This window comes from Gemmatimonadales bacterium, from assembly GCA_036279355.1.
GTDB lineage: Bacteria > Gemmatimonadota > Gemmatimonadetes > Gemmatimonadales > GWC2-71-9 > DASQPE01.
Genome location: DASUJH010000002.1, coordinates 21,213 through 47,645, shown reverse-complemented (window position 1 = coordinate 47,645; position 26,433 = coordinate 21,213). Strand labels below are relative to the sequence as shown.

At 69.9% G+C, this 26,433-nt stretch carries 23 protein-coding genes; 9 read left to right on the top strand and 14 right to left on the bottom strand.

The genetic code is table 11. From position 1 onward, the window contains the following. The first annotated feature begins 18 nt into the window (after window positions 1-18). From VFW66_00260 to VFW66_00250, 3 genes are all read left to right on the top strand, one after another. Complete coding sequence (locus VFW66_00260) at window positions 19-399, top strand: hypothetical protein (GenBank protein ID HEX5385115.1); 381 nt, start codon at window positions 19-21, stop codon at window positions 397-399. A gap of 115 nt (window positions 400-514) precedes the next feature. After that, window positions 515-3,073: a CHASE domain-containing protein gene (locus VFW66_00255; GenBank protein ID HEX5385114.1), complete on the top strand. Its 2,559-nt coding sequence runs from the start codon at window positions 515-517 to the stop codon at window positions 3,071-3,073. 278 nt (window positions 3,074-3,351) lie between these two features. Further along, window positions 3,352-4,074: a CPBP family intramembrane glutamic endopeptidase gene (locus tag VFW66_00250; protein ID HEX5385113.1), complete on the top strand. Its 723-nt coding sequence runs from the start codon at window positions 3,352-3,354 to the stop codon at window positions 4,072-4,074. 15 nt (window positions 4,075-4,089) lie between these two features. Here the strand turns inward: VFW66_00250 and VFW66_00245 are convergent, their stop codons facing one another. Together VFW66_00245 and VFW66_00240 are read right to left on the bottom strand one after the other, a co-directional pair. After that, complete coding sequence (locus VFW66_00245; GenBank protein HEX5385112.1) at window positions 4,090-4,761, bottom strand: thioredoxin domain-containing protein; 672 nt, start codon at window positions 4,759-4,761, stop codon at window positions 4,090-4,092. A 44-nt stretch (window positions 4,762-4,805) separates the two neighbouring features. Next, complete coding sequence (locus VFW66_00240) at window positions 4,806-5,555, bottom strand: hypothetical protein (protein ID HEX5385111.1); 750 nt, start codon at window positions 5,553-5,555, stop codon at window positions 4,806-4,808. Between VFW66_00240 and VFW66_00235 the strand changes: the two genes are divergently transcribed. From VFW66_00235 to VFW66_00225, 3 genes are read left to right on the top strand one after another with little or no spacing between them, the layout of a single operon-like run. Further along, window positions 5,549-6,382 carry a TPM domain-containing protein gene (locus VFW66_00235; GenBank protein ID HEX5385110.1) on the top strand — a complete coding sequence of 278 codons (834 nt, stop codon included), beginning with the start codon at window positions 5,549-5,551 and terminating at the stop codon, window positions 6,380-6,382. The genes VFW66_00240 and VFW66_00235 overlap by 7 nt on opposite strands. Next, on the top strand, window positions 6,382-7,104 hold the full coding sequence (locus VFW66_00230; GenBank protein ID HEX5385109.1) for a hypothetical protein: 723 nt from the start codon (window positions 6,382-6,384) through the stop codon (window positions 7,102-7,104). The genes VFW66_00235 and VFW66_00230 overlap by 1 nt, the downstream gene beginning before the upstream one ends. Next, window positions 7,101-7,676 carry a LemA family protein gene (locus VFW66_00225; GenBank protein ID HEX5385108.1) on the top strand — a complete coding sequence of 192 codons (576 nt, stop codon included), beginning with the start codon at window positions 7,101-7,103 and terminating at the stop codon, window positions 7,674-7,676. The genes VFW66_00230 and VFW66_00225 overlap by 4 nt, the downstream gene beginning before the upstream one ends. Window positions 7,677-7,783: 107 nt before the next feature. On the opposite strand, the gene VFW66_00220 is transcribed toward VFW66_00225, so the two are convergent. From VFW66_00220 to hisIE, 6 genes are all read right to left on the bottom strand, one after another. Beyond that, entirely contained in the window at window positions 7,784-8,701 is a 918-nt protein-coding gene (locus tag VFW66_00220; GenBank protein ID HEX5385107.1) for a M23 family metallopeptidase, read from the bottom strand. Window positions 8,702-8,881: 180 nt separating this feature from the next. Beyond that, entirely contained in the window at window positions 8,882-10,393 is a 1,512-nt protein-coding gene (gene metG, locus VFW66_00215) for a methionine--tRNA ligase (protein HEX5385106.1), read from the bottom strand. After that, window positions 10,390-11,442: a regulatory iron-sulfur-containing complex subunit RicT gene (gene ricT, locus VFW66_00210; GenBank protein ID HEX5385105.1), complete on the bottom strand. Its 1,053-nt coding sequence runs from the start codon at window positions 11,440-11,442 to the stop codon at window positions 10,390-10,392. Before ricT ends, metG begins: the two co-directional genes overlap by 4 nt. Continuing rightward, window positions 11,442-12,404, bottom strand: a complete 963-nt coding sequence (locus VFW66_00205; protein ID HEX5385104.1) for an acetyl-CoA carboxylase carboxyltransferase subunit alpha — start codon at window positions 12,402-12,404, stop codon at window positions 11,442-11,444. The genes ricT and VFW66_00205 overlap by 1 nt, the downstream gene beginning before the upstream one ends. A 3-nt stretch (window positions 12,405-12,407) precedes the next feature. Beyond that, on the bottom strand, window positions 12,408-15,920 hold the full coding sequence (dnaE, locus tag VFW66_00200) for a DNA polymerase III subunit alpha (GenBank protein HEX5385103.1): 3,513 nt from the start codon (window positions 15,918-15,920) through the stop codon (window positions 12,408-12,410). Window positions 15,921-15,937: 17 nt separating this feature from the next. Continuing rightward, window positions 15,938-16,657, bottom strand: coding sequence for a bifunctional phosphoribosyl-AMP cyclohydrolase/phosphoribosyl-ATP diphosphatase HisIE (gene hisIE, locus VFW66_00195; protein ID HEX5385102.1), 720 nt, complete (start codon window positions 16,655-16,657; stop codon window positions 15,938-15,940). Window positions 16,658-16,717: 60 nt separating this feature from the next. On the opposite strand from hisIE, the gene VFW66_00190 reads away from it, so the two are divergent. Together VFW66_00190 and VFW66_00185 are read left to right on the top strand one after the other, a co-directional pair. Next, complete coding sequence (locus VFW66_00190; GenBank protein HEX5385101.1) at window positions 16,718-18,457, top strand: hypothetical protein; 1,740 nt, start codon at window positions 16,718-16,720, stop codon at window positions 18,455-18,457. A gap of 8 nt (window positions 18,458-18,465) precedes the next feature. Next, window positions 18,466-19,530: an aminopeptidase gene (locus VFW66_00185; protein ID HEX5385100.1), complete on the top strand. Its 1,065-nt coding sequence runs from the start codon at window positions 18,466-18,468 to the stop codon at window positions 19,528-19,530. A 90-nt stretch (window positions 19,531-19,620) separates the two neighbouring features. Here VFW66_00185 and VFW66_00180 read toward each other — a convergent pair whose 3' ends face one another. Then, window positions 19,621-20,430: a hypothetical protein gene (locus tag VFW66_00180; protein HEX5385099.1), complete on the bottom strand. Its 810-nt coding sequence runs from the start codon at window positions 20,428-20,430 to the stop codon at window positions 19,621-19,623. 177 nt (window positions 20,431-20,607) lie between these two features. On the opposite strand from VFW66_00180, the gene VFW66_00175 reads away from it, so the two are divergent. After that, window positions 20,608-21,993: a dipeptidase gene (locus VFW66_00175; GenBank protein ID HEX5385098.1), complete on the top strand. Its 1,386-nt coding sequence runs from the start codon at window positions 20,608-20,610 to the stop codon at window positions 21,991-21,993. Here the strand turns inward: VFW66_00175 and VFW66_00170 are convergent. From VFW66_00170 to VFW66_00150, 5 genes are read right to left on the bottom strand one after another with little or no spacing between them, the layout of a single operon-like run. After that, window positions 21,990-22,535 (bottom strand): hypothetical protein, encoded by a 546-nt coding sequence (locus tag VFW66_00170; GenBank protein ID HEX5385097.1) that lies wholly within the window; start codon window positions 22,533-22,535, stop codon window positions 21,990-21,992. The genes VFW66_00175 and VFW66_00170 overlap by 4 nt on opposite strands. Continuing rightward, window positions 22,528-23,244 (bottom strand): lipoyl(octanoyl) transferase LipB, encoded by a 717-nt coding sequence (gene lipB, locus VFW66_00165; protein ID HEX5385096.1) that lies wholly within the window; start codon window positions 23,242-23,244, stop codon window positions 22,528-22,530. Before lipB ends, VFW66_00170 begins: the two co-directional genes overlap by 8 nt. After that, window positions 23,241-23,576: a hypothetical protein gene (locus VFW66_00160; protein ID HEX5385095.1), complete on the bottom strand. Its 336-nt coding sequence runs from the start codon at window positions 23,574-23,576 to the stop codon at window positions 23,241-23,243. Before VFW66_00160 ends, lipB begins: the two co-directional genes overlap by 4 nt. 59 nt (window positions 23,577-23,635) lie before the next feature. Next, window positions 23,636-25,036 (bottom strand): dihydrolipoyl dehydrogenase, encoded by a 1,401-nt coding sequence (gene lpdA, locus VFW66_00155; protein HEX5385094.1) that lies wholly within the window; start codon window positions 25,034-25,036, stop codon window positions 23,636-23,638. Window positions 25,037-25,056: 20 nt separating this feature from the next. Beyond that, window positions 25,057-26,427, bottom strand: coding sequence for a dihydrolipoamide acetyltransferase family protein (locus VFW66_00150; protein ID HEX5385093.1), 1,371 nt, complete (start codon window positions 26,425-26,427; stop codon window positions 25,057-25,059). Between the last annotated feature and the right edge of the window lie 6 nt (window positions 26,428-26,433).

Here is a 26,433-nt window from a genome sequence, read left to right as displayed (position 1 = left end):
CGGCGTTGGAGCGCGCGGTTGCGACGCCTGGCGCCGATGCTCGTGGCCGCCGGTCTCACGGGATGCGCCATGACGTTCGACGCGCACACGCTCGGCGTGCCGGTCACCATGGCCGAACCGGCGGGCCAGCCGCCGGCGGGCAGCAGGTTCCACGTCACCTCGCACGCGCTCTACGGGTTCTGGGGGCTGGCGCACATCAAGCAGCCGTCGCTCAGGAAATCGCTCGCCGCCCAGCTTGTGGGCGGCTCCGGGATCGCCGACCTGCGCATCCACGTGCACTCGAGCTTCGGTGACCTCCTCATTACCATGCTCACCGGTGGGCTGATCGTGCCGCGCGCCGTCACCTTCGAGGGCGTCGTCACCGGGGCGGCGGCGGCTGCGCCCGCCACCACCAGGTAGGCGGCTGCGCGGCGCGCAGGAAGCTGGTCCGGTGGTCTCAGAGCACAAACCTCCTTCGTCCGCCGCCACGGCAAAGCCGCGGGCTCCGTCGCGAGGCGGCCTGATCGGCGGCAGGGTGCCGACGCCGGCCGTGGTGCTGGGTGCCACGCTGCTGCTCACCATCGCGGCGACAGCGTATATCGCCGACACCAACCGGCTCCGCGAGCGAGTGCGTTTCGTCGGCGCGGCCAACGGTGCGGCCGTCGCGCTCCGCGACCGGATCGAAACGGCCATCACGTTGCTCCGCGCCACGAGCGGACTTTTTGCCGCCTCGCACGAGGTCGATCGCGGTGAGTTCCGCGCATTCGTCGCGCGCCTGCAGCTCCCCGTGCACTATCCGGGCATCCAGGGCATCGGGTACTCGGTCCGGGTGCGGGCGGATGCGCTCGACTCCCTGCGCCGCGCCCTCGCGGCCGAAGGCGTGGACAGCTTCCACGTCTGGCCGAGCGACACCGCCGCCGAGCGCCATGCGATCGTGTACCTCCAGCCGCAGGACCGCCGCAACCGCGCGGCGATGGGTTTCGACATGTTCTCCGAGTCCACCCGCCGTGCCGCGATGCTCCGCGCCTGGACCAGCGGCCGCCCCGCAGCGTCGGGGCGCCTTACGCTGGTGCAGGAAATCGATTCGGCCAAGCAAGCCGGCTTTCTGATCTATCTCCCGATCTATCAGGATGGGGTCGCGCCCGCGACCCTCGAGGAGCGGCGTGAGCGGCTGCTCGGCTTCGTCTACAGCCCGTTCCGCGCGGGTGATCTGCTCGACGCCGTCTTCCACGGCGCGCTCGCCGCCGAGGTGGATGTGCGGGTGTACGATGGGCCGTCCGTGTCGCCCGATCGGCTGCTGTACAGCTCGACCGGCAGCAGCGGGCGGCCCGCAAGTGCCGCGCACCGCCTCACTCTTCCGCTCGACGTGGCCGGCGAGCCATGGACGCTCGAGTTCACCCCGCGCCCGCACGGTCCGATTACGAGCGGGCGCGACGTGCCGGTGCTCCTCTTCGTGTTCGGCCTACTGGTGAGTTTGGCGCTGACCGCCTTCACCCGGGCGGAGGCGCGCGCCCGCAGCGGAGCGGAGGCCGCGGCGCGCGAGCTCCGACAGAGCGAGGAAGCGGTGCGCGCGAGCGAGGCGCGGTTCCGGTTTCTGGCCGATTTCATCCCGCCGCTCGTGTGGACCGCGCGGCCCGACGGCGGCGTGGACTACGTAAACCGCCGGTGCGCCGAATACCTGGGCGTGCGCGAGGCGGAGCTCATGGCGAAGGGATGGGCACGCTTCATCCACCCGGCCGATGTCGAATCCGCGGCCGCCCGCTGGCAAGCGTCGCTGCGCACCGGCGCGCCGTACGAGGCGGAGTACCGGCTGCGCCGGGGGAGCGACGGGGAGTACCGCTGGCATCTCGACCGCGGCTCGGCGCTGCGTGAGGAGGCGGGGGGCATCGCGCGGTGGTTCGGCACCTGCACCGACGTCGAGGACCAGCGCCGCGCGGCCGAAGCGCTCCGGCAGACCCAGAAGCTCGAAAGCATCGGCGTGCTCGCCGGCGGCATCGCGCACGACTTCAACAACCTGCTCACCGGCATCATCGGAAACGGCAGCCTCGCGCTCGACACGCTCCCGCCCGGCCACCCGGCGCGTCCCATGCTGACCGACGCGCTCCGCGCCGGCGAGCGTGCCGCGTCGCTCACGAGCCAGCTGCTCGCGTACGCGGGCAAGGGGCGCTTCGTGCTGCAGGCGGTGGATCTCTGCGCGCTCGTGCGCGAATTGACCCAGCTCATACGCGCGTCGATGCCGCGCACCGTGGCCCTCCGGCTCGACCTCGCGGACTCCTGCCCGCCGGTGCGGGGCGACGCGAGCCAGTTGCAGCAACTGGTGATGAACCTCGCGATCAACGGCGCTGAGGCCATCGGCGAGGGCGTGGGGACGGTGACGGTGCGCGTCGCCCCGTGTACGCTGGATGCCGAGCGTCTCGCCGCCGACTTTCGATCGTACGAGCTTGCGCCGGGCGAGTACGTGCGGCTGGAGGTCGAAGACGCGGGGAGCGGAATGGACCAGGCGACGCTCGCCCGGATTTTCGATCCGTTCTTCACCACCAAATTCACCGGACGGGGCCTCGGCCTCGCGGCGGCGCTCGGCATCGTGCGCGGACACGGCGGCGGGATCGCGATCCGCTCAGCCCCGGGGCGGGGAAGCACGTTCACCGTGGTGCTGCCGCAGACAACGGCGGCCGCGCCGGACGCGACGGCACCCAACACCGCGGCGGTCCCGGAGCAGAACCCGCTCTCCGGCGGCGTCGTCCTCCTCGCCGACGATGAGCCGGCGCTTCGCCGGATCGGCCGGGCGGCGCTGGAGCGCGCCGGGTTCGAGGTGGCGCTGGCGGTGGACGGCCGCGAAGCACTCGCGCTCGCGCATGCGTCGGCGGACCGGCTGCGCCTCATCGTGCTCGACCTCACGATGCCCGAGATGGGCGGCGCCGACGTCGCCCGGCAACTCAAGGCGGCGCATCCCCGGCTGCCGATCGTGGTGACGAGCGGGTACGGTGAGGAGGAAGCGCTGGCGCGGCTCGAGGGCGTCGCCGTCGAGGGGTTTCTGGCGAAGCCGTTCACCGATCACCAGCTGAGACAGGCGGTGATGAACGCCGTCGGCTAGATGGCCCGCGTTTGCTTGCCTCCCGCCGCCGGGCCGGATACCATTCGGGTGTCCGCCCTATGTTCCACCGCAACGAAGGAGGTGATCCATTGTCTAGTGAGAGTTGCATCCGTGGCTCGAGCAGGGCAAGCGATCGCCGGATGGTGATCTGAACGAAGCCGGCGTCGTTTCGAGTCACGATGCCAACCTGATCGCGCCGCCGGGCCCCCGTGCCCGGCGGCGCGATCCGCGTCCGGGGCACGTCCCCCACTCTCTCCGCTGAACAGGGCCGGAGCGCGATGAACGCGTACTGGCGCGCCACCCGCGCCCCGCGGTACAGCCTGCTGTTCGCGCTGCCGCTGCTGCTCGCCTACGAGGCGCTCGCAGCGTTCCTGTCGCACGGCGCCATGGCCGGTGTGCGGAACGGCGCCGACGTGTTGCTCAAGAGCCTCTTCGTTGCGCTCGGGGGCCGCGACGGTCTCGTTGCGTTCGGCGTGCTGCTCCTCGGGGGTGGTGCTGCGCTCGTGTGGCGAGACTGGCGCCGGAAGGGCGGCGGGCTCGACGCGCGCTATTTCGCCGGTATGGCGCTGGAATCGCTGGGCTACGCGCTCGTATTCGGCGCGGTCGCGGGGACGCTGGCCGGCCTGCTGCTCCACGGTATGACCCGGCTCGCCGCGGGGCCGTTCGACCGGCTCGGGCTCGCCACGCAGCTCATGGTGTCGCTCGGTGCTGGGATCTACGAGGAGTTGCTCTTCAGGGTGATCGTGGTGGGGGCGGTCGCCTGGCTCGGGCGGCGCGCATTCGGCTGGTCCGCGGCGGGCGCTGGCGTCGCGGCGACGATCGTCGGGGCGCTCGTCTTCTCTGCCTTTCACTACATCGGGCCGTACGGCGACCCGCTCGCATTGCCGTCGTTTCTCTTTCGCGCCGTGGCGGGCGTGCTCTTCAGCGCGCTGTACCTGCTCCGCGGCTTCGGGATCGCCGCGTGGACGCACGCGCTCTACGATATCCTCCTTGCGGTCTGAGCGCCGCCGCCGCGTCTACTTCGCCGTCCTGGCCGCGGCTCCCGCCTTGGCCGCGTAGATCGAATCGAGCACCTGGGTCCACACCTGCAGCGGCTGCGCACCCACCAGCAGCCCGCCCTCGATGTAGAACGTCGGCGTGCTGTTGGCGCCGGCGCGCTCGGCACCCGCGGCATCTGCCTCGATCTCGGAGCGCGTGGCTTCCGTCGTGAGGCACTGGAGCATCGGTTGTTTCGGCACGCCGGCCGAATCGGCGAGAGAAATCAGGAACGGCGCCGGATCCTTGAGCGGCGCCCAGACGCTCTGGTACTTGAAGAGGAGATCGTGGATCGGCCAGAAGCGGTTCTGGCGCGCGCCGCACATGGCGAACTCCGCGGCCGCGACGGCGTTCGGGTGGATCGTGCCGAGGGGAAAGTTGATGAAGATCCAGCGGACGCGGCCCGTGTCGATGTAGGCTTTGCGGATCGCCGGGAAGACGTCGAGCGTGTGCCGCCGGCAGTAGGGACACTGGAAGTCGGACATCTCGTAGACGGTGACGGGCGCGGTGGCAGCGCCCAGCGTCCGCGCGGCGAGCGGGTCGGCTTTCGGGGCAGCGGGCGTGGGGTGCGCCGGCGCTTGCGCCGTGAGCAGCACCAGGAGACTCGCGCCAAGGAGCCGCGCGCGCGCGCGGAGGGGCCGTTCAGGTTGCACTCGTCACCTCGCGATCGTGAGGTCGGCGGACCGGCCGCCGCCAATCAGTACTTGGGCCGTTGCTTGCCCGTGCGGCTGTTGAGCAGGACGGTGTCGCCCTCGACCGGCACGTTCCAGTACCATTCGGCGTTCGGGTCGGTCGCGTCCCACGAGCGCGCGTAAATCCACCAGTGGCCATCGCCCAATCGAAAACGGGCCCATCCGCGAGGGCCCGTCGTGTCGGCCACGGGCTCGGCGCCGCGCTGCTGCGCGATCGTGCGCACGATGCGGTCGTACCCCTGGTAGGTGCTATCTTCCCACAGCCTCACACGGGCGCGCAGGCTGTCGCTCCGCGCCACGAATTCCCGCCGCGCCCGATCGAGCGCGGCTCGCGTGTCCGCCACCCGCTGCTCCGCCGAGTCGAGCGCCGCGGACTCGCTGGTGAAGCGCTCGTAGAGTTCGCGGTAGCGCGGCGCGTTCCGGGGCAGTGAATCGAGCTCCGTCTTGAGCTGCCGGCGCGACGCACGCAGACGACTGGCGTCGTAGTCTGCGCGGGCGTACGCGGCAAAAGGCGCGCGAAAGCGGTCGAAGAGCGTGTCGAGCGCCGCTTCGGCGGCGGCTGGCCGCGGCGTCTGCGCTTGCTGCTCGAGCGCGCGAAGGACGCTGTCGCGATCGTATGGCAGCGCGACGAGCCCGATGCCCGCGGCGGGCGTCTCGATCGAATCGGGTCCCGGAATCGAGACCCGCACGGACACCACCCGCGGTCTGTCGCATGCGGCGAGGACCAGCGCGAGGAGCAACCAGAGACGTGGCACTGATCAAAGGTATCGCGGGCGGGATGGCGCTTCAACTCGTGGCCGCGGCACTCCTCACCGCCCAGAACCCCGCCGTCACGCGGCTCTTCCCGGCGCAGCCGACGGGCTACGTCACCGACATGGCCGGCATCGTCGACGCCGCGAGCGCGTCCGCGATGGACGATCTGATCAGGAAACTCCGGGGTGCCACCGGTGCCGAGATCGCGGTCGTCACGCTCCCGACCATCGACGACCGCGACGAGGCCGAGGTGGCGCTCGCGATCGGGCGCGCGTGGGGTGTCGGGCGCAAGGCCGAAATCGGCGACTCGACCCGGAACGCGGGGCTCGTGGTGCTCCTGGTGCCGCGACAGAACGGGAAAGCGGGCACCGGCCACATCCGCATCGAAGTGGGGCAGGGACTCGAGGGCATTGTCACCGACGCCGACGCGGGCACCATCCGGCGCGACGTGATGGGCCCGCTGCTCAACCAGGAGAAGTACGGAGCGGCGCTGCGGGCGGGGGTCGAGACACTGGTCGGGCTCATTGCGCGCGGGTACGGCGTCAGCGATTCCGCGCTCACGGCGTTCCAGCCACCGCCGGAATCCGGTGGCGGTGGCGGGCTCCCCTGGTGGGTCCCGCTGCTCATCTTCTTCGTGTTCATCATGGCCACGAACGCGATGGGTCGCGCGGTCCGGGGCGGGCGGCGGGGCGGCATATATTGGGGTGGCCCGTGGATCGGCGGCGGCTGGGGCGGCGGCGGAGGCTGGGGCGGCGGCGGCGGCGGCGGGTTCGGCGGATTCGGGGGCGGCGGCGGCTTCAGTGGCGGCGGATCGGGAGGACGATTCTGATGGCGGATGCGGTGCCGGCGGGAGTCGAGGCGTTTCTCACCCAGGTCGACGCGGCGCTCGGTGCGGGTTATACCGCGCTGCTGTTCGGTTCCGCCGCGCGGGGCGACCGGGTCGAGCGCCGCTCCGACGTGAACCTGATGCTGGTGCTCGAGCGGGTCGATCCCGCGGTGCTCCGCGCGCTGCACGCGCCGTTCGCGGCCTGGCGCAAGGTGAGCCGCACGCCGCCCATTCTCATTTCGCGAGACGAGTGGGCCCGCGCGGCGGACGCGTTCCCGATCGAGCTCAGCGACATGCGCGCGGCGTACCGGGTGCTGCGCGGCCCCGACCTCGTGGCCGGCCTCGCGCTCGACGTGCGGGACCTGCGCCGCGCCCTGGAGCACGAGCTTCGCGGCAAGCTGCTCCGCCTGCGCCAGGGGTACGTCGCCCACGCGAGCGACCCCGCGGCGCTCGGCGCGCTCGCGTCCGGAAGCGCCGCCACCATTCTGTTGCTGCTCCGCTCGGCCCTGGTGGTTGCGGGCCGCCCGGTGCCGCCGGCTGCGGACGCGCTCATTGCCGCCGCGGCCGAGCTCGTCGGTTTCGACGCCGAGAGCGTGCGCGCCCCGGTGCGGCGGCGGGGCGACCGCTCGCCCCGCGCGAGCGCTCAGGAGTTCGAGGCGTATCTCGACGCCGTGGCTCGCACGGCGCAGTTCGTGGATCACCTTCAGCCCGGAGTTGAGCCGTGACGCAGCGTACCACTCCCTTTCAGCGCGCGGGATGGCTCGCGCTGGCCGCGCTTCTCGTGACCGGGTGCGGCTACAATACGATCCAGAGCCTGGACGAGCGGGTGAATCAGGCGCAGGCGCAGATTCAGACCCAGCTCCAGCGCCGCGCCGACCTGATCCCGAACCTGGTGAACACGGTGAAGGGCGTCACCAAGCAGGAGGATACGGTCTTCATCTCGATCGCCAATGCGCGCGCCCGGCTCTCCGGCGCGATCCAGTCGGACAACGTGGCGGAGATGTCGGCGGCCAACCAGCAGTTGACCGCGGGCCTGGGGCGCCTCCTCGCGATCTCGGAGAATTATCCGCAGCTCCGCTCGAGCGAGAACTTCCGCGCGCTGCAGGATCAGCTGGAGGGAACGGAAAACCGGATCGCGGTGGCGCGCACCGACTACAACGCCGCGGTCAACGATTTCAACGCGTACATCCGGCGGTTTCCCTACAACCTGACTGCCAAGGTCTTTGGGTTAGGGCATCCGCGCGAGTATTTCGAAGCGGCTCCGGGCGCGGAGCAGGTACCGCAGGTGAAGTTTTAGAAGGGCGGTCGAGGCGGTAAGGACGGCAAAGGCGGTAAGGACTCGGCCCGCGAGCACCTTACCGCCTTCGGCTTACCGCCTACCTCGCTCCTTCGCTGCCTTCACCCTCAGTCGGTGACTACGCTCTCCGGCATCACGTACCGCAGCGGATTCACCGGTCTCCCATTCACATGCACCTCGTAATGCAGATGCGGACCGGTGGCCAATCCCGTATTCCCCACGAGTGCAATCCGCTCGCCGCGGTGGACGTGCTGGCCTACCTTGACGAGGATGCGGGATGCGTGGGCGTAGCGGGTCTCGATGCCGTAGCCGTGATTGATGACCAGCGTATTGCCGTAGCCGTTCTCGTACCCTTCCGAGACCACGGTGCCCGCGGCGGGAGCTTCGATGGGAGAACCCATCGGTGCGGAGACGTCGATGCCTTCGTGCGGTCGCGCCACGTGGAGGATCGGGTGCTCCCGCATCGAGGAGAACGCGCTCGACAGCCAGCCCTGCGTCGGCATGATCGATGGCGTCGCGGCCAGGCGCTCGCGGTGCGAGGCCAGGCTGTCGGCCGCGGCATCGAAGGACGAGGCGAGCAGGTTGGCGCGGCGGATGAGCGCGTTCACGTCCACCCTGAGCTCCGACGTACGGCGGAGCAACGGGCTCGCGGCGGGGATGCCGGCCGGGACGGGGCCGCCGATGCCGGCGGCGAGGACCTGGGGATCGATCGGGTCGAGGCTCGCGAGCATCCGGATGTGCACGTCGCGCTGGGAAATGCGGGCGAGCGTATCGGTGAGCGCGCCCAGCCGGCCGTGAATGTCGCCCAGCTCGCGGGTGAGCCGGAGGTTTTCTTCTTCGATCTGTGATGTGCGGGAGAGATCTATCTTGCGGGAAACGGTGGCGTATCCGACGAGCAGCGCGCACGCGGCGATCGTGACGCCGCCGGCGGCTATCGCGCGGAGCACGCCGTGCGACACCTCGATGATCTTCGACGGCTCCGCGCCGTGCGGCACGAGCACGATGGTCCAACGGCGCTTCGCCATACCCACCACCTGGCCGAGAGTTGTTACGCGATACCGAAGACCGGCGAATTGTGACGGGGTGACAGCCCCCAGCAGTTCAAGATTGGTGCCCTGCAGCCGTTCGTGACGTGAGTTGCATCACGCCGGGCGCGCAAAAGTTTGCCCGCCCGGCCGTCTTGTCAAGATACCCGAAGCTAAGTGTCACGCGGGCGCCGGCTTGGGAAAGAGCGCCTCGGGCCTGCTGGTGCTCCTGCCCGCCACCGGCGGATCTTCGAGAGAGCGCCAGGGGGCCGCGGCCGCATCGCCGGCCTGCCCGAGCCCGGTCCAGAGCGCCTGTGCCTTGCCTGGAATGAACGGACTCGCCAGGACCGCGAGACGATACAGGCAACGCGCAAGAGTCGCTAGAGCCTGGTCCAGCTCGTCGGCCCGGTTTTCCCGGGCCAGGGTCCATGGGGCCGTCTGCTGAATGTAAAGATTGGCAGCGTCGACCAGCGCCCACGCGGCCTCCGCACCCTCTCTCAGCGCCAGCCGGTCCATCGCCTCGGTGTACCGCGCCACGGCTGCGCGGGCCACCGCTTCGAGCGTGGTGCCGACGCCCCCGGCAGGCACCACGCCGCCACGATACCGCCCGACCATCGCGAGCGCGCGGCTTACGAGATTCCCGAACCCATCAGCGAGGTCGGCGGTGTACCGCTCGTCGAAGCGCTCCCAGGTGAAGTTGCCGTCGGCTTCGAACCCCACCTCCCGCAGCAGGAAGTAGCGGAGCGCATCCGCGCCGTGCCGATCGATGGCCTCGTCCAGGCTCACCGCTCCGCCGGCGGACTTCGAGACCTTCACGCCGCTCCACTGCACGTACCCGTGGGCCCACACTTCTCGCGGAAGCGCCACGCCGGCCGCAAGCAGCATCGCCGGCCAGATGATGCAATGGAAGCGCGTGATGCCCTTGCCGACCACGTGCAGATCCGCGGGCCAGAGCCGGGTGTAGCCCGGGTCGGGAAATCCGGTGGCGGAGAGATAGTTGATGAGGGCGTCGAACCAGACGTAGACCGTCTGCTCCGGATCGCCGGGGAACGGAATCCCCCACGAAAGGCGCTGGCGGGAGATCGAGATGTCCTGCAAGCCGTCTTCCAGCACCCGTACGACTTCGTTGCGTCGGATGGCGGGCTCGACCGCAAACTCGCCGGACCGGATCCGGTCGAGCACCGCATCGCGGTAGCGGCTCAGGCGGAAAAAGTGGTTGCGCTCACGCGTGGCGATCAGCTCGAGCTGCGGGTGCTCCTCGCAATGCCCGTTCACGATCTGCGCCTCGGTCTTGAACTCCTCGCAGCCGACGCAGTAGAGCCCCTCGTACTCGCCGACGAAGAGGTCGTCCGGATTGCGCGCGCGGATCTGCTCGATGAGCGCGACGGTGGCCCGGTGGTGGCGCGGCTCGGTGGTGCGGATCCAGTCGTCGTGCGAGCAGTGCAGGCGGCGCCAGACGGCCTCGAAGCGCTCGGCCAGCCGCGCCACCCACGCATCGGGCGGCACGCCGCTCCGTTCGGCGGCCTGCGTCACCTTCTGCGCGTTCTCGTCCATGCCCATGACGAAGTGCACCGCGTCGCCGCGGAGCCGCCGGTACCGCGCAATGGCGTCGGCGCCGATTTTCTCCAGCGCGTGCCCGAGGTGCGGCTCGCCGTTGGCGTAGTCGATCGCCGTGGTGAGGTAGAACTTCATGCGGAGTCACCGGCCTCGGCGCCGTCGCCAGCGCCGCCCGCATCGTCGCCGCCGCCCGCATCGTCGCCGCCGCCCGGGGTGTCGCCGCCGCGGCGGCCGCGCGAGCGCCGGCGGCCCGGCCGGCGGCCGGGCCCGGCGTCGGGTCGAGGCGCCGTGGCCTGCGCGGCGCGCGCTTCCGCGGTCGGCAGAACCTCGCCCAGCGCGCGCATCTCCTCCTGAAGCTGCACCAGAGGGATGATGCGGCCGCCCCGCTCCTCGCCTTTCAGGAAGACCCGTTCGCGAAAGATGTCCACCGCGATCACGCGCTCCGGCCCGGCCGCCGTGCGGAGCGTCTTCCCTTCCTTGGGGAAACGCTTCCGGGCGGCGACATAGAACTCATGCTCGTACTTGAGGCAGCAGAGCAGCCGCCCGCAGCCGCCGGAGATCTGCGAGGGATTGAGCGAGAGGTGCTGGTCCTTAGCGAGCGCCAGGTTGATGGGCGAGAGTTCGGTGAGCCAGGTCGAGCAGCAGTACTCCCGGCCGCAGCGGCCCACGCCGGAGAGCCGCGCCGCCTCGTCGCGCACGCCGATCTGCCGGAGCTCGATGCGGGTGCGGAAGAGCGATGCGAGATCGCGCACCAGCGCCCGGAAGTCCACCCGCTGGTCCGCGGTGAAGTAGATCGTGAGCTTGTTGCGGTCCCACTGCCACTCGGTGTCGCTCACCTTCATGACGAGCCGGTGGTGGCGCACCCGCTCGATCACCTTGCGCCGCACCTCTTCCTCGTTCCGGCGCCCCTCGGCGTGCTGCCGCGCGTCGTCCGGCGTGGCGCGGCGGAGCACGGCTTTGGGCGGCTCGTCTTTGGTCTCGAGCTCGCCGACGCCGCAGCCGCTCGCGCACGCGGTGCACTTGCGCGCCGCCACGTCGCCCGCCGCGGTGACGCGCCCGTAGTCCTTCCCGCGCTCCACCTCGACCACCACCGCCTCTTGCAGGCGGAGCGGGTCGGCCTCGTCGGCCCAGGTGAAATAGCCTTTGCGGGTGCCCTTGAAGCGGACTTCGACCGTCTGCGGCATCACGTCTCGCTGACCACGCCCATGGCGGCGTACTTCTCGGCCCGCCGCTTGACCAGCTTGTCCGGGCGGATCTTGCGCAGCTCGGTCATGTGGCGGATGAGCGCCTCACGGAGCGCCTCGCCGGTGGCGTCGGGGTCCACGTGCGCGCCGCCGGCCGGCTCGGGGATGACTTCGTCGATGAGCTTGAGCCGGAGCAGGTCGTCGGCGGTGAGCTTGAGCGCTTCGGCCGCCCGCTCGCGCTGGCTCGCGTCCTTCCACAGGATGGCCGCGCACCCTTCCGGCGTGATGACCGAATACACCGAGTTCTCCAGCATGAGCACCCGGTCGGCGACACCGAGCGCCAGCGCGCCGCCAGAGCCGCCCTCGCCGATCACGCAGCTCACGATGGGCGCCTCCAGCGACGCCATCGCGATGAGGTTGCGCGCGAGCGCCTCGCTCTGTCCCCGCTCCTCGGCGCCGAGCCCGGGGTACGCGCCCGGTGTGTCGATGAGCGTGATGACCGGCGCCGAGAACTTCTCGGCCATCTGCATGAGTCGGAGCGCCTTCCGGTAGCCCTCCGGATGCGGCATGCCGAAGTTGCGCTTGAGATTCTCCTTGGTATCGCGGCCCTTCTGGTGCCCGATCACCATGACCGAGACCCCGGCGAGCCGCGCCCACCCGCCCACGATGGCCGGATCGTCTCGATACAGCCGGTCGCCGCGGAGCTCGATGAAGTCGGTAAAGATGGTGCTGAGGTAGTCGAGCGGGTAGGGCCGGCGGGGGTGGCGCGCCACCATCACGCGCTGGATCGGGGTGAGATGCTCGTAAATCTCGGCGCGGAGTCGTTCGAGCTTGGCTTGCAGTCCCTCCAGCTCTCCCTCGATGTCGATCTGCCGTTCCTCGCCGAGGCGCTTGAGATCGTCGATCTGGCGCTCCAACTCGAGCAGCGGTTTCTCGAACTCCAGGATATAGGTGGACGGCATCGGTCATCCCGCTTTCACGTAATGGACGGCGTCGTGGCCGAGCAGGTCGCGTAGCGCGCGCAACAGGTCGTCGCCGGCCGCGACGCGCAGGCGCCGCGAGCGGAGCCGGACAGCCTCTCCATTCCCGTCGGACCATTCAATATAGACCGGGATCGGCCCCCGATGCGCCTCGCAGAGGGCGGCGGCCGCCTTGAGCGCGGCGGAGGCCGGCGCAGACGGCGCGCGCCAGCGGAGGCTCAGGCCCACCGCGCCCGACTCCTTCAACTCCTCGAGCGGGCGGGCGTCCTCGACGACGAACGGCGCGCGGTCCTCGCCCCGGTCGCGCGCGCTGTAGCCGCCGGTGAGGAGCAGCGCGGCGTCCGGCTGGATGGTCTGGTTGAGCTTGGCCCACGCTTCCGGAAAGACGATCGCCTCGGCCGTGCCGTGGAAGTCCTCCAGCACGAGCCGCGCGTATTCCTTTCCGGTTTTCTTCGAGATCTGCCGCTTCACGGCCGTCACCACGACGGCCGTGCTCACCTGGTGCTCGCTCCACTCGTGCAGGGTGGCCGTGGTCCGGGTGCCGAACAGCTCGACCTCGCTCCGGAACCGCTCCAGAGGGTGGCCGGAGATGAAGAAGCCGAGAACATCTTTCTCGCGCGCCAAGCGCTCGCTTTCCGGCCATTCGGGGACCTCTGGAAGCGCGCTCGAGGCGGGAAGGGCGGTAGAGGCGGCAATGGTAGTAGGCGTACCGGGATCGCCAAACAACGAACCCTGGCCGGCCTCGCGCTCCTGCTGCTTCAACTGCGCCTCGGCGAGGGCGCGGTCGAGAGCTTCGATCAGTTGCTTGCGGTGCCCGCCCAGGCCGTCGCATGCCCCGGCGGCGATGAGCGACTCGAGCACCCGCTTGTTGCAGAGGCGGAGGTCGATGCGCTCGACCAGGTCGGTGAGCGTCGTGAAGGGGCCCGTGCGGCGGGCCGTGATGATCGAGTCGATGGCCCCCCAGCCGACGTTCCGGACCGCGCCCAGGCCGAAGCGGATCCGGCGCTCACCGGTGACGGTGAACTTGAAGCCGGACTCGTTGACGTCGGGCGGCAGCACCTCGAGCCCGAGCTCGCGTCCCTCGTTGATGTACTGCACCACCTTGTCGGTGTTGCCGATTTCCGACGAGAGCAGCGCTGCCATGAACTCGGCCGGGTGGTGCGCCTTGAGCCACGCGGTCTGGTACGCCAGCACCGAGTACGCCACCGAGTGCGACTTGTTGAAGCCGTAGCGCCCGAAGGTGACGATCTGCCGTCCCACCTCCTCCGCCATCGGGCGCGCGTGCCCCCGCGCCACGGCGCGCTCGACGAACTTGGCCACCTCCTGATTCGCCAGCTCCTGATTCTTCTTGCCCACCGCCTTTCGCAGCACGTCCGCTTCGGCCAGCGAGAAGCCGGCCAGCACGTTGGCGATGCGCATCACCTGCTCCTGGTAAGTGATGACGCCATGGGTCGGCTCCAGCACCTCCTTGAGCAGCGGATGCGGATAGGTCACCCGCTCCTGGCCGAGCTTCCGCTTGATGAAGACGGTGTGCATGCCCGCGTCGAGCGGGCCGGGGCGGAGCAGCGCGTTCGAGGCGACGAGGTCGTCGAATCGGTCGCAGCGCATGGCGCGCAGCGTGTCGGTCGCGAGCGGCGACTCGAACTGGAAGATGCCGCCGGTGCGGCCGGCGCGGAGCAGCGCGTAAACCTCGGGGTCGTCGAACGGCAGCGCGTCCATGTCCGGCGCCGCCTGGCCGGGTCCTGCCCGCTCGGCGATCATCCGGACCGCGTCGTGGATCACGGTGAGCGTCTTGAGGCCGAGCATGTCCATCTTGAGCATGCCGACCTTCTCGAGCGCGTCCATGTCGTACTGCGTGATGATCGCGTCCTCACCGCCGGTGCTCTGGCCCGCGCCCCGGGTTGGGGCGGTGCACACCGGGACGTACTCGACGAGCGGGCCCGGCGCGATCACGACGCCCGCCGCGTGCACCGACATGTGGCGCGAGATGCCCTCGATCCGGCTGCTCAGGTCGAGCAGGCGCGCGTAGGTGGCATCCTCCTCGGCGAGCTGGCGCAGCTCGGCGATCTTCGTTCTCGCCTCGGGGATGGTGAGGCTGAACGCCGGGCCCGAGGGGATGAGCTTGGTGAGTTTGTCGGCGTCGCCGGGCGGCACCCGGAGCACGCGGGCCACGTCCTTCACCGCGGCGCGCGCCTTCATGGTGCCGAACGTGACGATCTGGCCCACGCTCGCGCGGCCGTAGCGCTGGCGCACGTACTCGATCACCTCGCCGCGTCGCTCGAAGCAGAAGTCCACGTCGATGTCCGGCATCGAGACGCGCTCGGGGTTCAGGAATCGCTCGAACAGCAGGTCGAACCGGAGCGGGTCCACGTTGGTGATGCCGAGGGAGTACGCCACCAGCGAGCCGGCGGCGGAGCCGCGGCCCGGGCCCACCGGAATGCCGCGCGCGCGCGCCGCCGCGATGAAGTCCTGCACGATGAGGAAGTAGCCCGCGTACCCCGCCGTATTGATGACGCCGAGCTCGTAGTCGAGCCGCTCCTGGACGGCGGGCGGCAGGGGCTCGCCGTAGCGCGTGCGCGCGCCATCGGACGCGAGTCGGCCCAGCAGCGCCTCGTCGCTCGCATACTCGGCTGGGCGGGGGAACTCCGGCAGGAAGTAGCGCTTCTCGAAGGAGAACTCGCAGAGATCGGCGACGGTCTGCGTGTTGGCCAGCGCATCGGGCTGGTCGGGAAAAACCGCCCGCATCTCTTCCGACGACTTGACGTACGACTCCCGGCCGGTGAATCGGAACCGACGCGGGTCGTCGAGATCGCTGCCGGTGCCGATCGCGAGGAGCACGTCGTGCGCTTCGGCGTCCTCGCGCCGCAGGTAGTGCGCGTCGTTGGTCGCCACGACACCAAGGCCCAGCTCGCGGCCGAGGCGGAGCATGCCTTCGGTGACGATGCGCTCGTCGGTGATGCCGTGCTGCTGGATCTCGAGCCAGAAGCCGCCGGGGCCGAAGGTCTGCGCGAACCACTCCGCGCTCCGGCGCGCCTCCTCGTACTTCTGCTGGCGGAGGTAGTGCGCGACTTCGCCTGAGAGGCACGCGGCGAGGCATACGATGCCCTCCGCGTGCTCGGCGAGCACTTCCTTGTCGATGCGGGGTCGCCGGTAGAACCCTTCCGTGAACCCGATCGACGTGAGCCGCACGAGGTTCCGGTAGCCGGTGCGATTGCGGGCGAGCAGCACGAGATGGCTGTAGTGCGCCGGTGCCCAGGCCGGCTTCTGCGCGTCGCGCCGGGATCCGAAGGCGAGGTATGCCTCGAAGCCCAGGATCGGCCGGATGCCCTGGGCCTTCGCTTCCTCGTAGAAGGTCCAGGCCGCGTGCATGTTGCCGTGATCGGTGACGGCAAGGCTGTCCATGCCGAGCCGCCGCACTTGCGCCACCAGCTCGGGGATCCGGTTGGCCCCGTCGAGGAGGGAGTATTCGCTGTGGGTGTGGAGGTGGACGAAGGACATCGTGACGGCGTGCCGGGCTACCGGTTGCCGCCCGCGCTTCTCCGGGAAAGCTCAGCCCACACCTGCTCCGCCGGCACCGCGCGGGCGCGGAGCAGCACGAGCAGGTGATACAGCAGGTCCGCCGACTCGGCGACGAGGCGCCCGTCGTCCTGGGCGAGCGCTGCGACCACCACCTCGACGGCCTCCTCGCCCATCTTCTGCGCGACGGCGGGCGTGCCCTCGTCGAGCAGGCGCGCGGTGTACGAGCCCTGAGGCCGCTCGGCGGCGCGGGCATCGATGCGCGCGGCCAGGCCGTCGAGCACGCGGGCGTCCTGCGCGCTGCGCCGGACCGCTGCTTCGGCGGGCGTGCGTTCGACCGCGCCCTCGGACGTCACCCGCGCGGTGAAGCAGGTCGGGTCGCCGGTGTGACATGCCGGCCCGGTCTGGTCGACCTCGTAGAGCACGGTGTCGCCGTCGCAGTCGAGTCGGATTTCGCGCACACGCTGGACGTGGCCCGACGTTTCCCCTTTCCGCCACGGCGCCCGGCGCGAGCGGCTGAAGTAGTGGGCGAATCCGGACGCGCGAGTCGAGCGCAGCGCGTTCTGGTCGGCGTACGCGAGCATCAGCACGTCGCCCGTCCGGCGCTCCTGCGCCACCACGGGGACGAGCCCATCGGCATTGAATTTGACGTGGGAGAGCCAGGCATCGTCGGACACGGTGAGAAGGTACCGGCGGGTCCGGTGATTGTCAAAAGCCATTGTGCCATCGTATTTTGCTGCCCACGTCGCGCCCAACCAGCCTGCCGGAGCGTCTGCCCCGTGACCCGACATTTGCCGTTCCTTGCGTTGACGACGTCCCTCGCCATGTTGGCGGCGTGCAGCAGCGACACCACCGGACCGAACCCCGATCTCTCGTGCACAAGCCTGCAGCCAACGGTGCTCTCGCCCGGCCAGTTCGCCATCAGCGACCCCGGTGTCACGCCGTGCGTGGCGCTGCCCGCGGCAGGCGCCGCGGGCGCCGAGTATCTGTATCTCGCCATCGCCACCGCAGGCCAGGTGACGGATCAGGGCATCGCCGGGCCGTACGCGCTCACGGGCAACGCGGCGGCCGCCACCGCATCGTCCGGACCCGCGCCTGACGTGATCTCGACCGCGCTCTTCCCCGCCTTTCGGCGCCCCGCCACGGCCGAGCAGTTCCATGCGATGCTGCGACTCCGCGAGCAGGCCCTGTCGACCGATCCCGGCACGCGGCTCTTCCGCCCGGACGTCACGCGGGCGCCCTCGTTCGCGGCCGCGCCCGTCGTGGGCGACGTCGAAGACTTCAACGTCTGCGCCACCGACCAGTGCACGTCGTTCGTGACGGTCACCGCGACTGCGCGGCAGGTGGGCGGCCAGGTGGCCATCTTCACCGACAATTCCGAACCGGTCGGCGGCGGCTACTCGCAGACGGACATCGATCAGGTGGCGCAGCTCTTCGACGACTTCCTCTACCCGATCGACACCACCAACTTCGGCCCCGTCACCGACATCGACCAGAATTCGGTGGTGAAGGTGCTGCTCACGCCGCAGATCAACAAGCTGAGCGGCAACTGCAACGTCACCAACAGCGTCATCCTGGGATATTTCCTGAGCTCCGATCTGGAGCCGTCGGTCCCCGGCTCCAACAAGGGGGAAATCTTCTACGGGATCGTGCCCGATCCCAACAACAGGAACTGTGGAATCTCGGCCGCGTTCGCGCGGGCCAATCTCGCGCCGACGTTCATCCACGAGTTCCAGCACATGATCAGCTACGGGCAGCACGCGCTCCGGCGCACGGGCGCGGCGGAGGTGACCTGGCTCAACGAAGGACTTTCGCATTACGCCGAGGAGCTGGGCGGCCGGCTCATTCCGGACGCGTCGAACCCGACCCGCGGCAGCACGGAGACCTATATCCAGTTTGCGCTCTCCGACTTCCAGAATGCGTTCGAGTATCTGAACTTTCCCGAGCAGGTCTTCCTGATTGATCCCGCCAGCTCGAGCGGTCTGCTGCCGGAGCGCGGCGCCAACTGGCTGTTCGTGCGCTGGGCGGCGGAGGCATTCGGCGGAGCGACGCCGTCCGGATTCGTCGTCAAGGCGACCGACTTTACCCGGAAGCTCGAGGAGACGAATCTCACGGGCGCGCCCAACGTGGTACAGCAGAGCGGAGTGCCGTTCGACCGGCTGGTATCCATCTGGCAGATGGCGAACTACCTCGACGACCTGCAGGGTTTCGCGCCGGCCGATCCGCTCTTGCAGTACCAGAACCTGGACCTGCGGGACGTGTTCGCGCAGCTGAACGCGCAAGACTCGCAGAACGGCACCGCCACGCCGCAAATCTTCACCAAGCCCTATCCGCTCACGCCCGACAGCACGAGCGGCGACTATGCGCGTACCGGTACGCTCAAACAGGGCTCCTCGCACGACGTGCTGATCAAGCAGGGCGCGAACGCGGGGCCGGTGCAGTTCCGGCTCACGGGCACGGCCAGCACCGCGATCTCGGCCGCGCTGATCCCGCGGATCGGGCTCGTGCGCATCCGGTGAGTCGGGGCATGCTCTTCCTGGTTTTCGTCGGGGTCCTCTTCGCCGGATACGGCACCGCATATCTCTCGAGCCGCGATGTGCGCTACCTCACGCGTGCGGGGTTCGAGGAGACCCGCATCCTGAAGTCGCGCCAGCCCATCGCCGATCTGGTGCGCGATCCCGGCACGGCGCCCGAGCTTCGGCGCTCGCTCCGCCTGGTGCTCGACACCCGCGATTACGCGGCACATCTGGGCCTCAAGGCCGGCGACACCTACACCACCTACGCGGACGTCGGCCGCGATACGCTGCTGCTCAATCTGTCCGCGGCGCCCAAGGACTGCATCTGCCCGTACACCTGGAAGTATCCCATCGTGGGGCGGATTCCGTACAAGGGATTCTTCGACTTCGACGCCGCCCGGCGCGAGGCGGCCGGCCTCGAGCGCCGCGGCTATGACACCTATCTCCGGCCGGCGGCGGCGTTCTCGACGCTGGGCTGGTTCAATGATCCGCTGCTCTCGACCGCGCTCACGCCGGATTCGGTCGAGCTCGCGGCGCTCGTCTTTCACGAGATCGCCCACAATACGCTGTACGTGCCAAGTGCGACGCCGTTCAACGAGAGCTTTGCGCAACTCGTCGGCTACCGGGCGGCGGAGCACTTCTTCGGCGACCGGGGCGATCCCGCCGCCGCCCGCTATGCCGCCGACCGCTGGCACGACGAGATCGTGCTCGGCGCCTACTACGATTCGCTGGTGAGTCGGCTCGACACGTTCTACGCGACCCATCCCGCCCCCGCCGCGCTCGACTCGGGTCGCGCCGCGGCCGCGCGCTGGGCCCGCGAGCAACTCGAGGGGCCGATCGGCAGCCAGCTCCGCACCTACCACATCGGCCCGCTCGGCGAGCGGCCCATCAATAACGCGCGGCTCGTGGGGGCAAGGATCTACCGCACCCGCCTCGATCTCTTCGACCGCTGGTACGAGCAGCACGGATCGAGCGTGCGGGAGAGCGTCGCCGCGCTCGAGCAGCTGATGCAGGGGGTCCAGGGCGACAGCGCGTACGCCCGCCTCGAGCGCGCGGTAGGCGATCGCGCGCAATAGAGCGGGGCGGCATTCGAATGCACGAGAGGGCGCCGAGTTTGTCGGCGCCCTCTCGTATTTCGGGGCTCGCACCGCCCGATGCCGTTCCGGCTACCGTGATGAATCGCTGCTCATCCGGGACGAGTCGGTCCGGATGTGAGTGGAGTCGTTGCTGGTTTTGCCCTGCTCCGAGCTGGTGGTCGAGGTCGTGTCGCCGTGGAGCCGGTGGTGCCGCCGATGCTTCCTCGCGTGCGTCCTGGTTTTGGACGAATCGCTCGTGCTCATGGACGACGTGTCGCTGCTCGCGCCGGAGGGGTTCTGCATCGACGACGAGTCCTGGGCGAGGCCCGACTGGGTGCTGTCGCTCCCGACAGCCTGCGGCCGCTCCATGCCGCGATAGCCTGGAGGGTTCTGCTGACCGGTCGTGTCGACCGGGTAGCCCCACTTGCGCCCCGGCGTCGAGTCGTTCACTGCACCGGTTTCGACCGGCTGCCCGGCCGAGTCAGCCGCGTTCTGCCGCTCGCGCTGCTGCACATGGCTCGTGGGGTTCGGCTGGTAGCTGCTATCGGCGACGCCCGAATCGTTCGCGGCCTCGGCGCTATCGATGCCTGCGGGCCGCTCCATGCCACGATAGCCTGGGGGATTCTGCTGACCGGTCGTGTCGACCGGGTAGCCCCATTTTTTGCCCGGCGTCGAATCCTGCGCGCTCGACGTGCGGCTCGAGTCCTGTGCCATCCGGCTCGTATCCGCCGGCATCTGGCTCGAATCCTGTGACATCTGACTCGAGTCCGGTGTGGTGTACGTCTGGCCCTGCTGCGAGGTGGTGCTGGTGTCCTGGGCCGCGGCGGTCTGGATGCCGACCACGAGGGTCAGTGATCCAGCCAGCGCGGCCATCAACGTGTAGCGCTGCGTCATCTTCATATATGCGTCTCCTGTAGCCTGCGGCTCGTGCTCGCCTGCGTGTCGTGGCGCGGGTGCAATGTCCAGACGTTGAGGGTATCCCCCTGCACCGCGCGCTTCTGTGAGACGTGTCACGGGTACGGTGAGCCGGGTCCCGGCGTCATGGCGCGCCGAGTCAATCCGTGTACCTTTGCAGCCATGGTTCGAAAATTCGTGCAGCGCGAACGTGCGCGCCTTCTCGGCGAGCTCCGCGACTTTCTTGCGATCCCGAGTGTAAGCGCGCTCCCCGCGCACGCGGCGGACTGCCGCCGCGCCGCGGACTGGCTGGCGGCCGAGCTCCGGAGGCTCGGTTGTCCGACCGTCCAACTGGTCGAGGGGCGGGGACACCCGGTGGTGTGGGCCGAAAGTCCGCCCCGATCAGGATGTCCGACGGTTCTCCTCTACGGCCACTACGACGTGCAGCCGCCCGATCCCCTCGACGAGTGGATTTCACCGCCTTTCGACCCCACCGTGCGCGACGGCCGGATCTACGCCCGCGGCGCCGCCGACGACAAGGGTCAGGTCTTCTGCCTGCTCAAGGCGTACGAGGCAGTGCGCGGCGCCGGCGCGGCCACCGATGGCGGCGCGCCGCTCAACGTGCGTTTCATCGTTGAGGGCGAGGAAGAGTCCGGCGGCCACATGATCTCCGACCTGCTGCACGCCGAGCCGTGGCGCACCGAAGCGGACGCGGTGGTGGTTGCGGATATGTCATACTTCGCGCCCGGCATTCCCGCGGTCTACACGGCGCTCCGCGGCATGTGCTACGCCGAGATTGCCGTGCGCACCCTCCGCCGCGACCTGCATTCGGGCAGCTACGGCGGAGTGGCACCCAATGCGATCGAAACCCTGGTCCGGATCCTTGCGGGGCTCAAGAGTGCCGAGGGCGAGATCCAGGTCCCGAAGCTCTACGCCGCCGTGGAGCCGCCCACGGCCGGGGAGCTCAAGGCATGGAAGCGGCTGCCCTTCGACAAGAAACGGTTCCTCGAGCAGGAGGTGACCGGCAAGGCGCTCACCGGCCTCAAGCAGCACAGCATCTTCGAGCGGGTTTGGGCCCTCCCCACGCTCGAGATCCACGGCATTCGGGGCGGCTTCACCGGGGACGGCGCCAAGACCGTGATCCCCGCACAGGCCACCGCCAAGGTGAGCCTCCGACTCGTGCCAGGGCAGCGGTTCGAGCAGGTGGCCCAACAGCTCACCCGCGCGGTGGCCGCGCTCGCGCCCCGATGGGCGGATGTGGAGGTCCGCATCCTCCACGGCGGCGATCCCGTGCAGGTCGACACCGCGAGTCCCGCGTATGCGGTGCTGGATGAAGCATTCGAGCAGGTCACCGGCAAGCCGGCCGTGCGCGTACGCGCCGGCGGATCGATTCCCATCGTGCCCGAGCTGGGTCTCGCGGGTGCGCCCGTCATCCTCACCGGCATCGGGCTCCCTGACGACGGGCTGCATTCGCCCAATGAAAAGCTCGACCTCGAGCAGCTCTGGAGCGGCATCGAGGTCTTCTCGCGGTTCTTCGAGTTGTTCGGGAAGAAAGGCGGCGCGCGCTAGTCCTGGGGCTCCCGCCGCACCGGTCCTGAGTACCGCGCCTCGGTGCGGGCGTGCAGCTCGTCCACGCCGATGAGCGCCCGCACCGAGGCGATGATACCCGCGACCACGTCGTCGGCCCAATAGGGGTCGGGACGCTCGGGCGCGGGCAGTTCGGCGGCCTTGCGCTCGAGATACCGGATGGCCGTCGTGATCCACTCGGTCTGGGCGTGGTCCACAGTGGCCCAGGAGCCGGTCGAGCGCAGCTCCATTTCCTCGAGCACCTTGAGGTGGGAATCGAGTCCGCGGGTCACCGCGGGCGAGCGGAGTTTGTCGGCGACCAGCGTGAGCACGGCGCGGCGCTCCGACTCCTGCGGCTCGGGTAGCGGCGCCAGGTAGTGGCGCTGGTCGGCCACCATCTCCGCGAGCCGGATGCACACGGCGCGGATGGCGGGGAACAATGCGGTCGGCGCTTCCCGGGACCAGCTCTCGGCCGCGCGGAGGATCTCGCCGACCCGCTGATCGGCCTGCACCTCAGGGGTCGGCCGCCGTGACACTTCAGCCATGGAGGGAGGATGGTCGGGTCGCGCGCAGAAGGCAACCGTCGAGCGCGGCCGCCATGGGCTCGAGTGAAAACGCGCGGCCGATCGCGGCAACCACTTCCGCGCGCGTCTCGCGCCAGAGCGCCGCTGGGTTGTCGCCGCCGCCTCGCTCCGCCGCAACGTTCGTCATCCGCACGCCCGCGATGCCGCACGGCACGATCAGCTCGAACGGGCCGAGATCGCCCACGACGTTGAGCGCGAACCCGTGCAGCGTCACCCACCGCTTCACATGGATGCCGATGCTCGCGATCTTGCGCCCGGCCGTCCACACGCCGGTGAGGCCGGCGGCCCGCTCGCCGTGCACATCAAGGCGCGCGAGCGCGTCGATCAGCGCCGCCTCGAGCTGGCGCAGGTACCAGTGCACGTCCTGCCGGTGCCGCGCGAGATCGAGGATCGGGTAGCCCACCAGTTGGCCGGGGCCGTGCCAGGTCACGTCGCCGCCGCGCTCGGCGTCCTCGACTGCGATGCCGCGCCGCCGAAGCTCGTCAGGCGGCAGCGGGAGGCTCGTGGCACGGGCGCCGCGGCCCAGCGTGACGACCGAGTCGTGCTCCACGAGCAGCAGCACGTCGTCGGTGAGGGTGCCTTCGATTCGCGCGCGGCAAAGCGCGCGCTGCATGTTGAGCACGGGCGCATACGGCCGCCGGCCGAGATCGAGCACCTGAAGGGGGTTCACGGCGCGGCCGCCGCCCTGCGGGCGAGCACGGCCAGCGCGAGTGCCAGGACGAAACATGCGCTCGCGAGCGCCGCGAGGCCGGCGCGGCCGAACAGTTCGTGGATCGGAAGCGTCACGACCATCAGGATTACGGTGGCGAAGCTGCTCACGATCGAAAGGCCGCCGCGCCGGTAATATGAGGCGATCGGCGCCAGCAATACCCAGGTGACGAGCGCCGCGAGCAAAATGCCACCCAGCGTGCCGCCCGCGAAGAAGAGCGCCAGCCGGCCGGCCACCATCTCGTGCGCGCCGCGGGGTCGGAGCAGATCAACGACGTACACCGTGAGCGTCACGATCAAGGTGCCGGTGCCGGCGCCGGCACCCGCACCCGTGAGCGCGAGCCGGACCGGCCTCAGATGTGGATCACGCGCCCCATCGAGTCGAGCGCCGCCTCCGCGATCGCCTCGGAGAGCGTGGGATGGGCGTGGATGGCGAGGTCCACTTCCTCCACCGTGTACTCGTTGGTTCGCGCCACCACCAGCTCGTGGATGATCTCCGACGCGTGCGCGCCCACGATGTGGGCTCCTACGATCTCGCCGTATTTGGTGTCGCGGATGATCTTCACCAGGCCGTCCGTCTCGCCGGCGGTGCGGGCGCGGCCGTTGGCGCTGAATGGGAAGCGTCCCACCTGGACGGCGTAGCCCTTCTGCTTTGCCTGCTCCTCGGTGAGGCCCACGCTCGCCACCTCCGGATGGCAGTAGGTGACGCTCGGCACGTTGGTGTAGTCGATCGCCTTCGGCGGATGGCCCGCGAGCACCTCCGCCACGTGGACGCCCTCGCGGCTGCCCTTGTGGGCGAGCATCGGGGGCCCCGCGAGGTCGCCGATGCAGTACACGCCGGGGGACGTGGTCTCGAGACTCGCCGGATTCACCTTGACGAATCCGCGCTCGGTAAGCTCGACTCCCGCCGCCGCGAGCCCCAGGTTTTCGCCGTTCACCGCGCGGCCGGCCGCCATCAGCACGCGTTCCGCTTCCAGCTTTTCCGCCTTGCCCCCGGCCTCGAACTCGAGGGTGACCTTCTGCTTGCCGACGGTGGCGCGGGTGATCTTGGCCCCCGCGTGCATCGCAATGCCGCGCCGCTTGAAGCTCTTGGCGAGCGCCTCGGAGGACTCCGCATCCTCCAGCGGCAGAATTCGAGGCAGCGCTTCGATGAGCGTCACCTTGGTGCCGAAGGCGTTGAAGATGTCGGCGAACTCGCACCCGACGGCGCCGGCGCCCACGATGGCCAGCGAAGCCGGCGCCTGCTCCAGGAAAAGGGCGTCATCCGAGCTGATGACCGTAGTCTGGTTGAGCTCGAGCCCAAGCTGCGGCAGCCCCTTGACCCGCGACCCGGCCGCGAGCACGACCGCGCGTTTCGCCTCGTGGACGTCGCTCCCGACTTTCACCCGGCGCCCCCGCTCGAGTACGCCGGTTCCCCGGATCACCGTGATCTTGTGCTTCTTCATCAGGAACTCGACGCCCTTCGAGTTCTGGTCGGAGATCTTGCGTGACCGCCGCATGGCGACGCCGTAGTCGGTCTTGGGCTCGCCGCCGATGTCGATGCCGAGGTCGCGTGCGTCGTGGCGTATGAGGTTGGCCGCCGCCGCGCTGTGGAGCAGCGCCTTGGTCGGAATGCAGCCGATATTGACACAGACTCCGCCCAGCTTGTCGCGCTCCACCACCGCGGTGGTGAAGCCGAGCTGGGCGCAGCGGATCGCGCACACGTAGCCCGCGGGGCCGCCACCTACGACAATCACATCGAAGTTCGTCGCCACGAATTGCCTCCGAGGACCAGTTACCAGACCAGCGCGAGTGGGTTTTCCAGCATGCCCGTGAGGGTCTGCAGGAACCGGGCGCCGGTGGCGCCGTCGATGACGCGATGGTCGCAGGAGAGCGTCATCCGCATGCGCCGCCGGAGTGCCACCTGCCCCCCGTGCGCCACCGGGCGCTCCTCGATCCGGCCCACCGCGAGAATGGCCGCCTCCGGCGGATTGATGATCGCGGTGAACTCGTCGATGCCGAGCATGCCGAGGTTGGAGACCGAAAAGGTGGCGCCGGTGTATTCGTCCGGGGCAAGGCGCCGCGCGCGCGCGCGTGCGGCAAGCTCCCCCGCTTCGGCCGCGATTTCGCGCAGCGACTTCTGGTCGGCGTGGCGGATGACCGGTGTAATGAGCCCGTCCTCGATCGCCACCGCCACGCCCAGATGCACGTCGTGCCAGAGGCGGATGCGGTCGTCCTCCCACCACGCGTTGCACATCGGGTGCTGGCGGAGCGCCGTGGCGACCGCCTTGAGGATGACGTCGTTGAACGACACCTTGACGGCGGCCGAGGGGCCGTCGGCCGCGGCCTCGAGCAGCGCCGCGCGCGCCTCGGTCACGCGCTCCATGTCCGCTTCGGCAGTGAGATAGAACGTCGGGATCGGGCCGATGGACTGCACCAGCCGGCGCGCGATGGCGCGGCGCATCTGCGTGAGCGGCTGATCGGTGAAACCTTCGGCGGGGAACGCGATACGCGCAGGGCGCGCAACGGCGGCCCCGCGGGCGGTGCCGGACGCGGCGGGTGCGGCGCCCACGCCGTCGAGATCGCGCGCCACCACCCGCCCCTCGGGTCCGCTCCCTTGCACCCGCGCGAGATCGAGGCCGCGCTCAGCGGCAATGCGGCGCGCCAGCGGGGATGCCCTCAATCGGCCCCCGCTCGGCGGCGCCGGCGCTGCTGGAGTAGCTCGCGCCGCGGCGGTCGGTGCCAGGGGCGGCGCTGATTCGGTCACAGCGCGCGCGGGCGCCGCCGGCGGCATCGACACCGGCCGGTCGCGCCCCGGCGAGGGCTGCGTCGCCTCCGCATCGGGCGCGGCGAGCACGCGTTCCGCCGTCCGCGCGCGCGCGGTGACGTCGTCCGGCGTGACCTGCGGCGGCGGCGGGATCTCCTCCCCCGGCGACCCGATGAGCGCCACCTCGGCCGATACCGGCACCGTCGCGCCTTCCTCGATGGTGTGGCGGAGCAACGTGCCTCCCACCCGCGCCGCCAGCTCCATCACCGCTTTGTCGGTCTCGACTTCGGCCAGTACGTCGCCCACGGCCACCGCGTCGCCCGGCTGCTTCTTCCACTCGACCAGGCGGCCTTCCTCCATCGTGGGCGAGAGCGCCTCCATCACGACCTTCGTTGCCATCGGGCG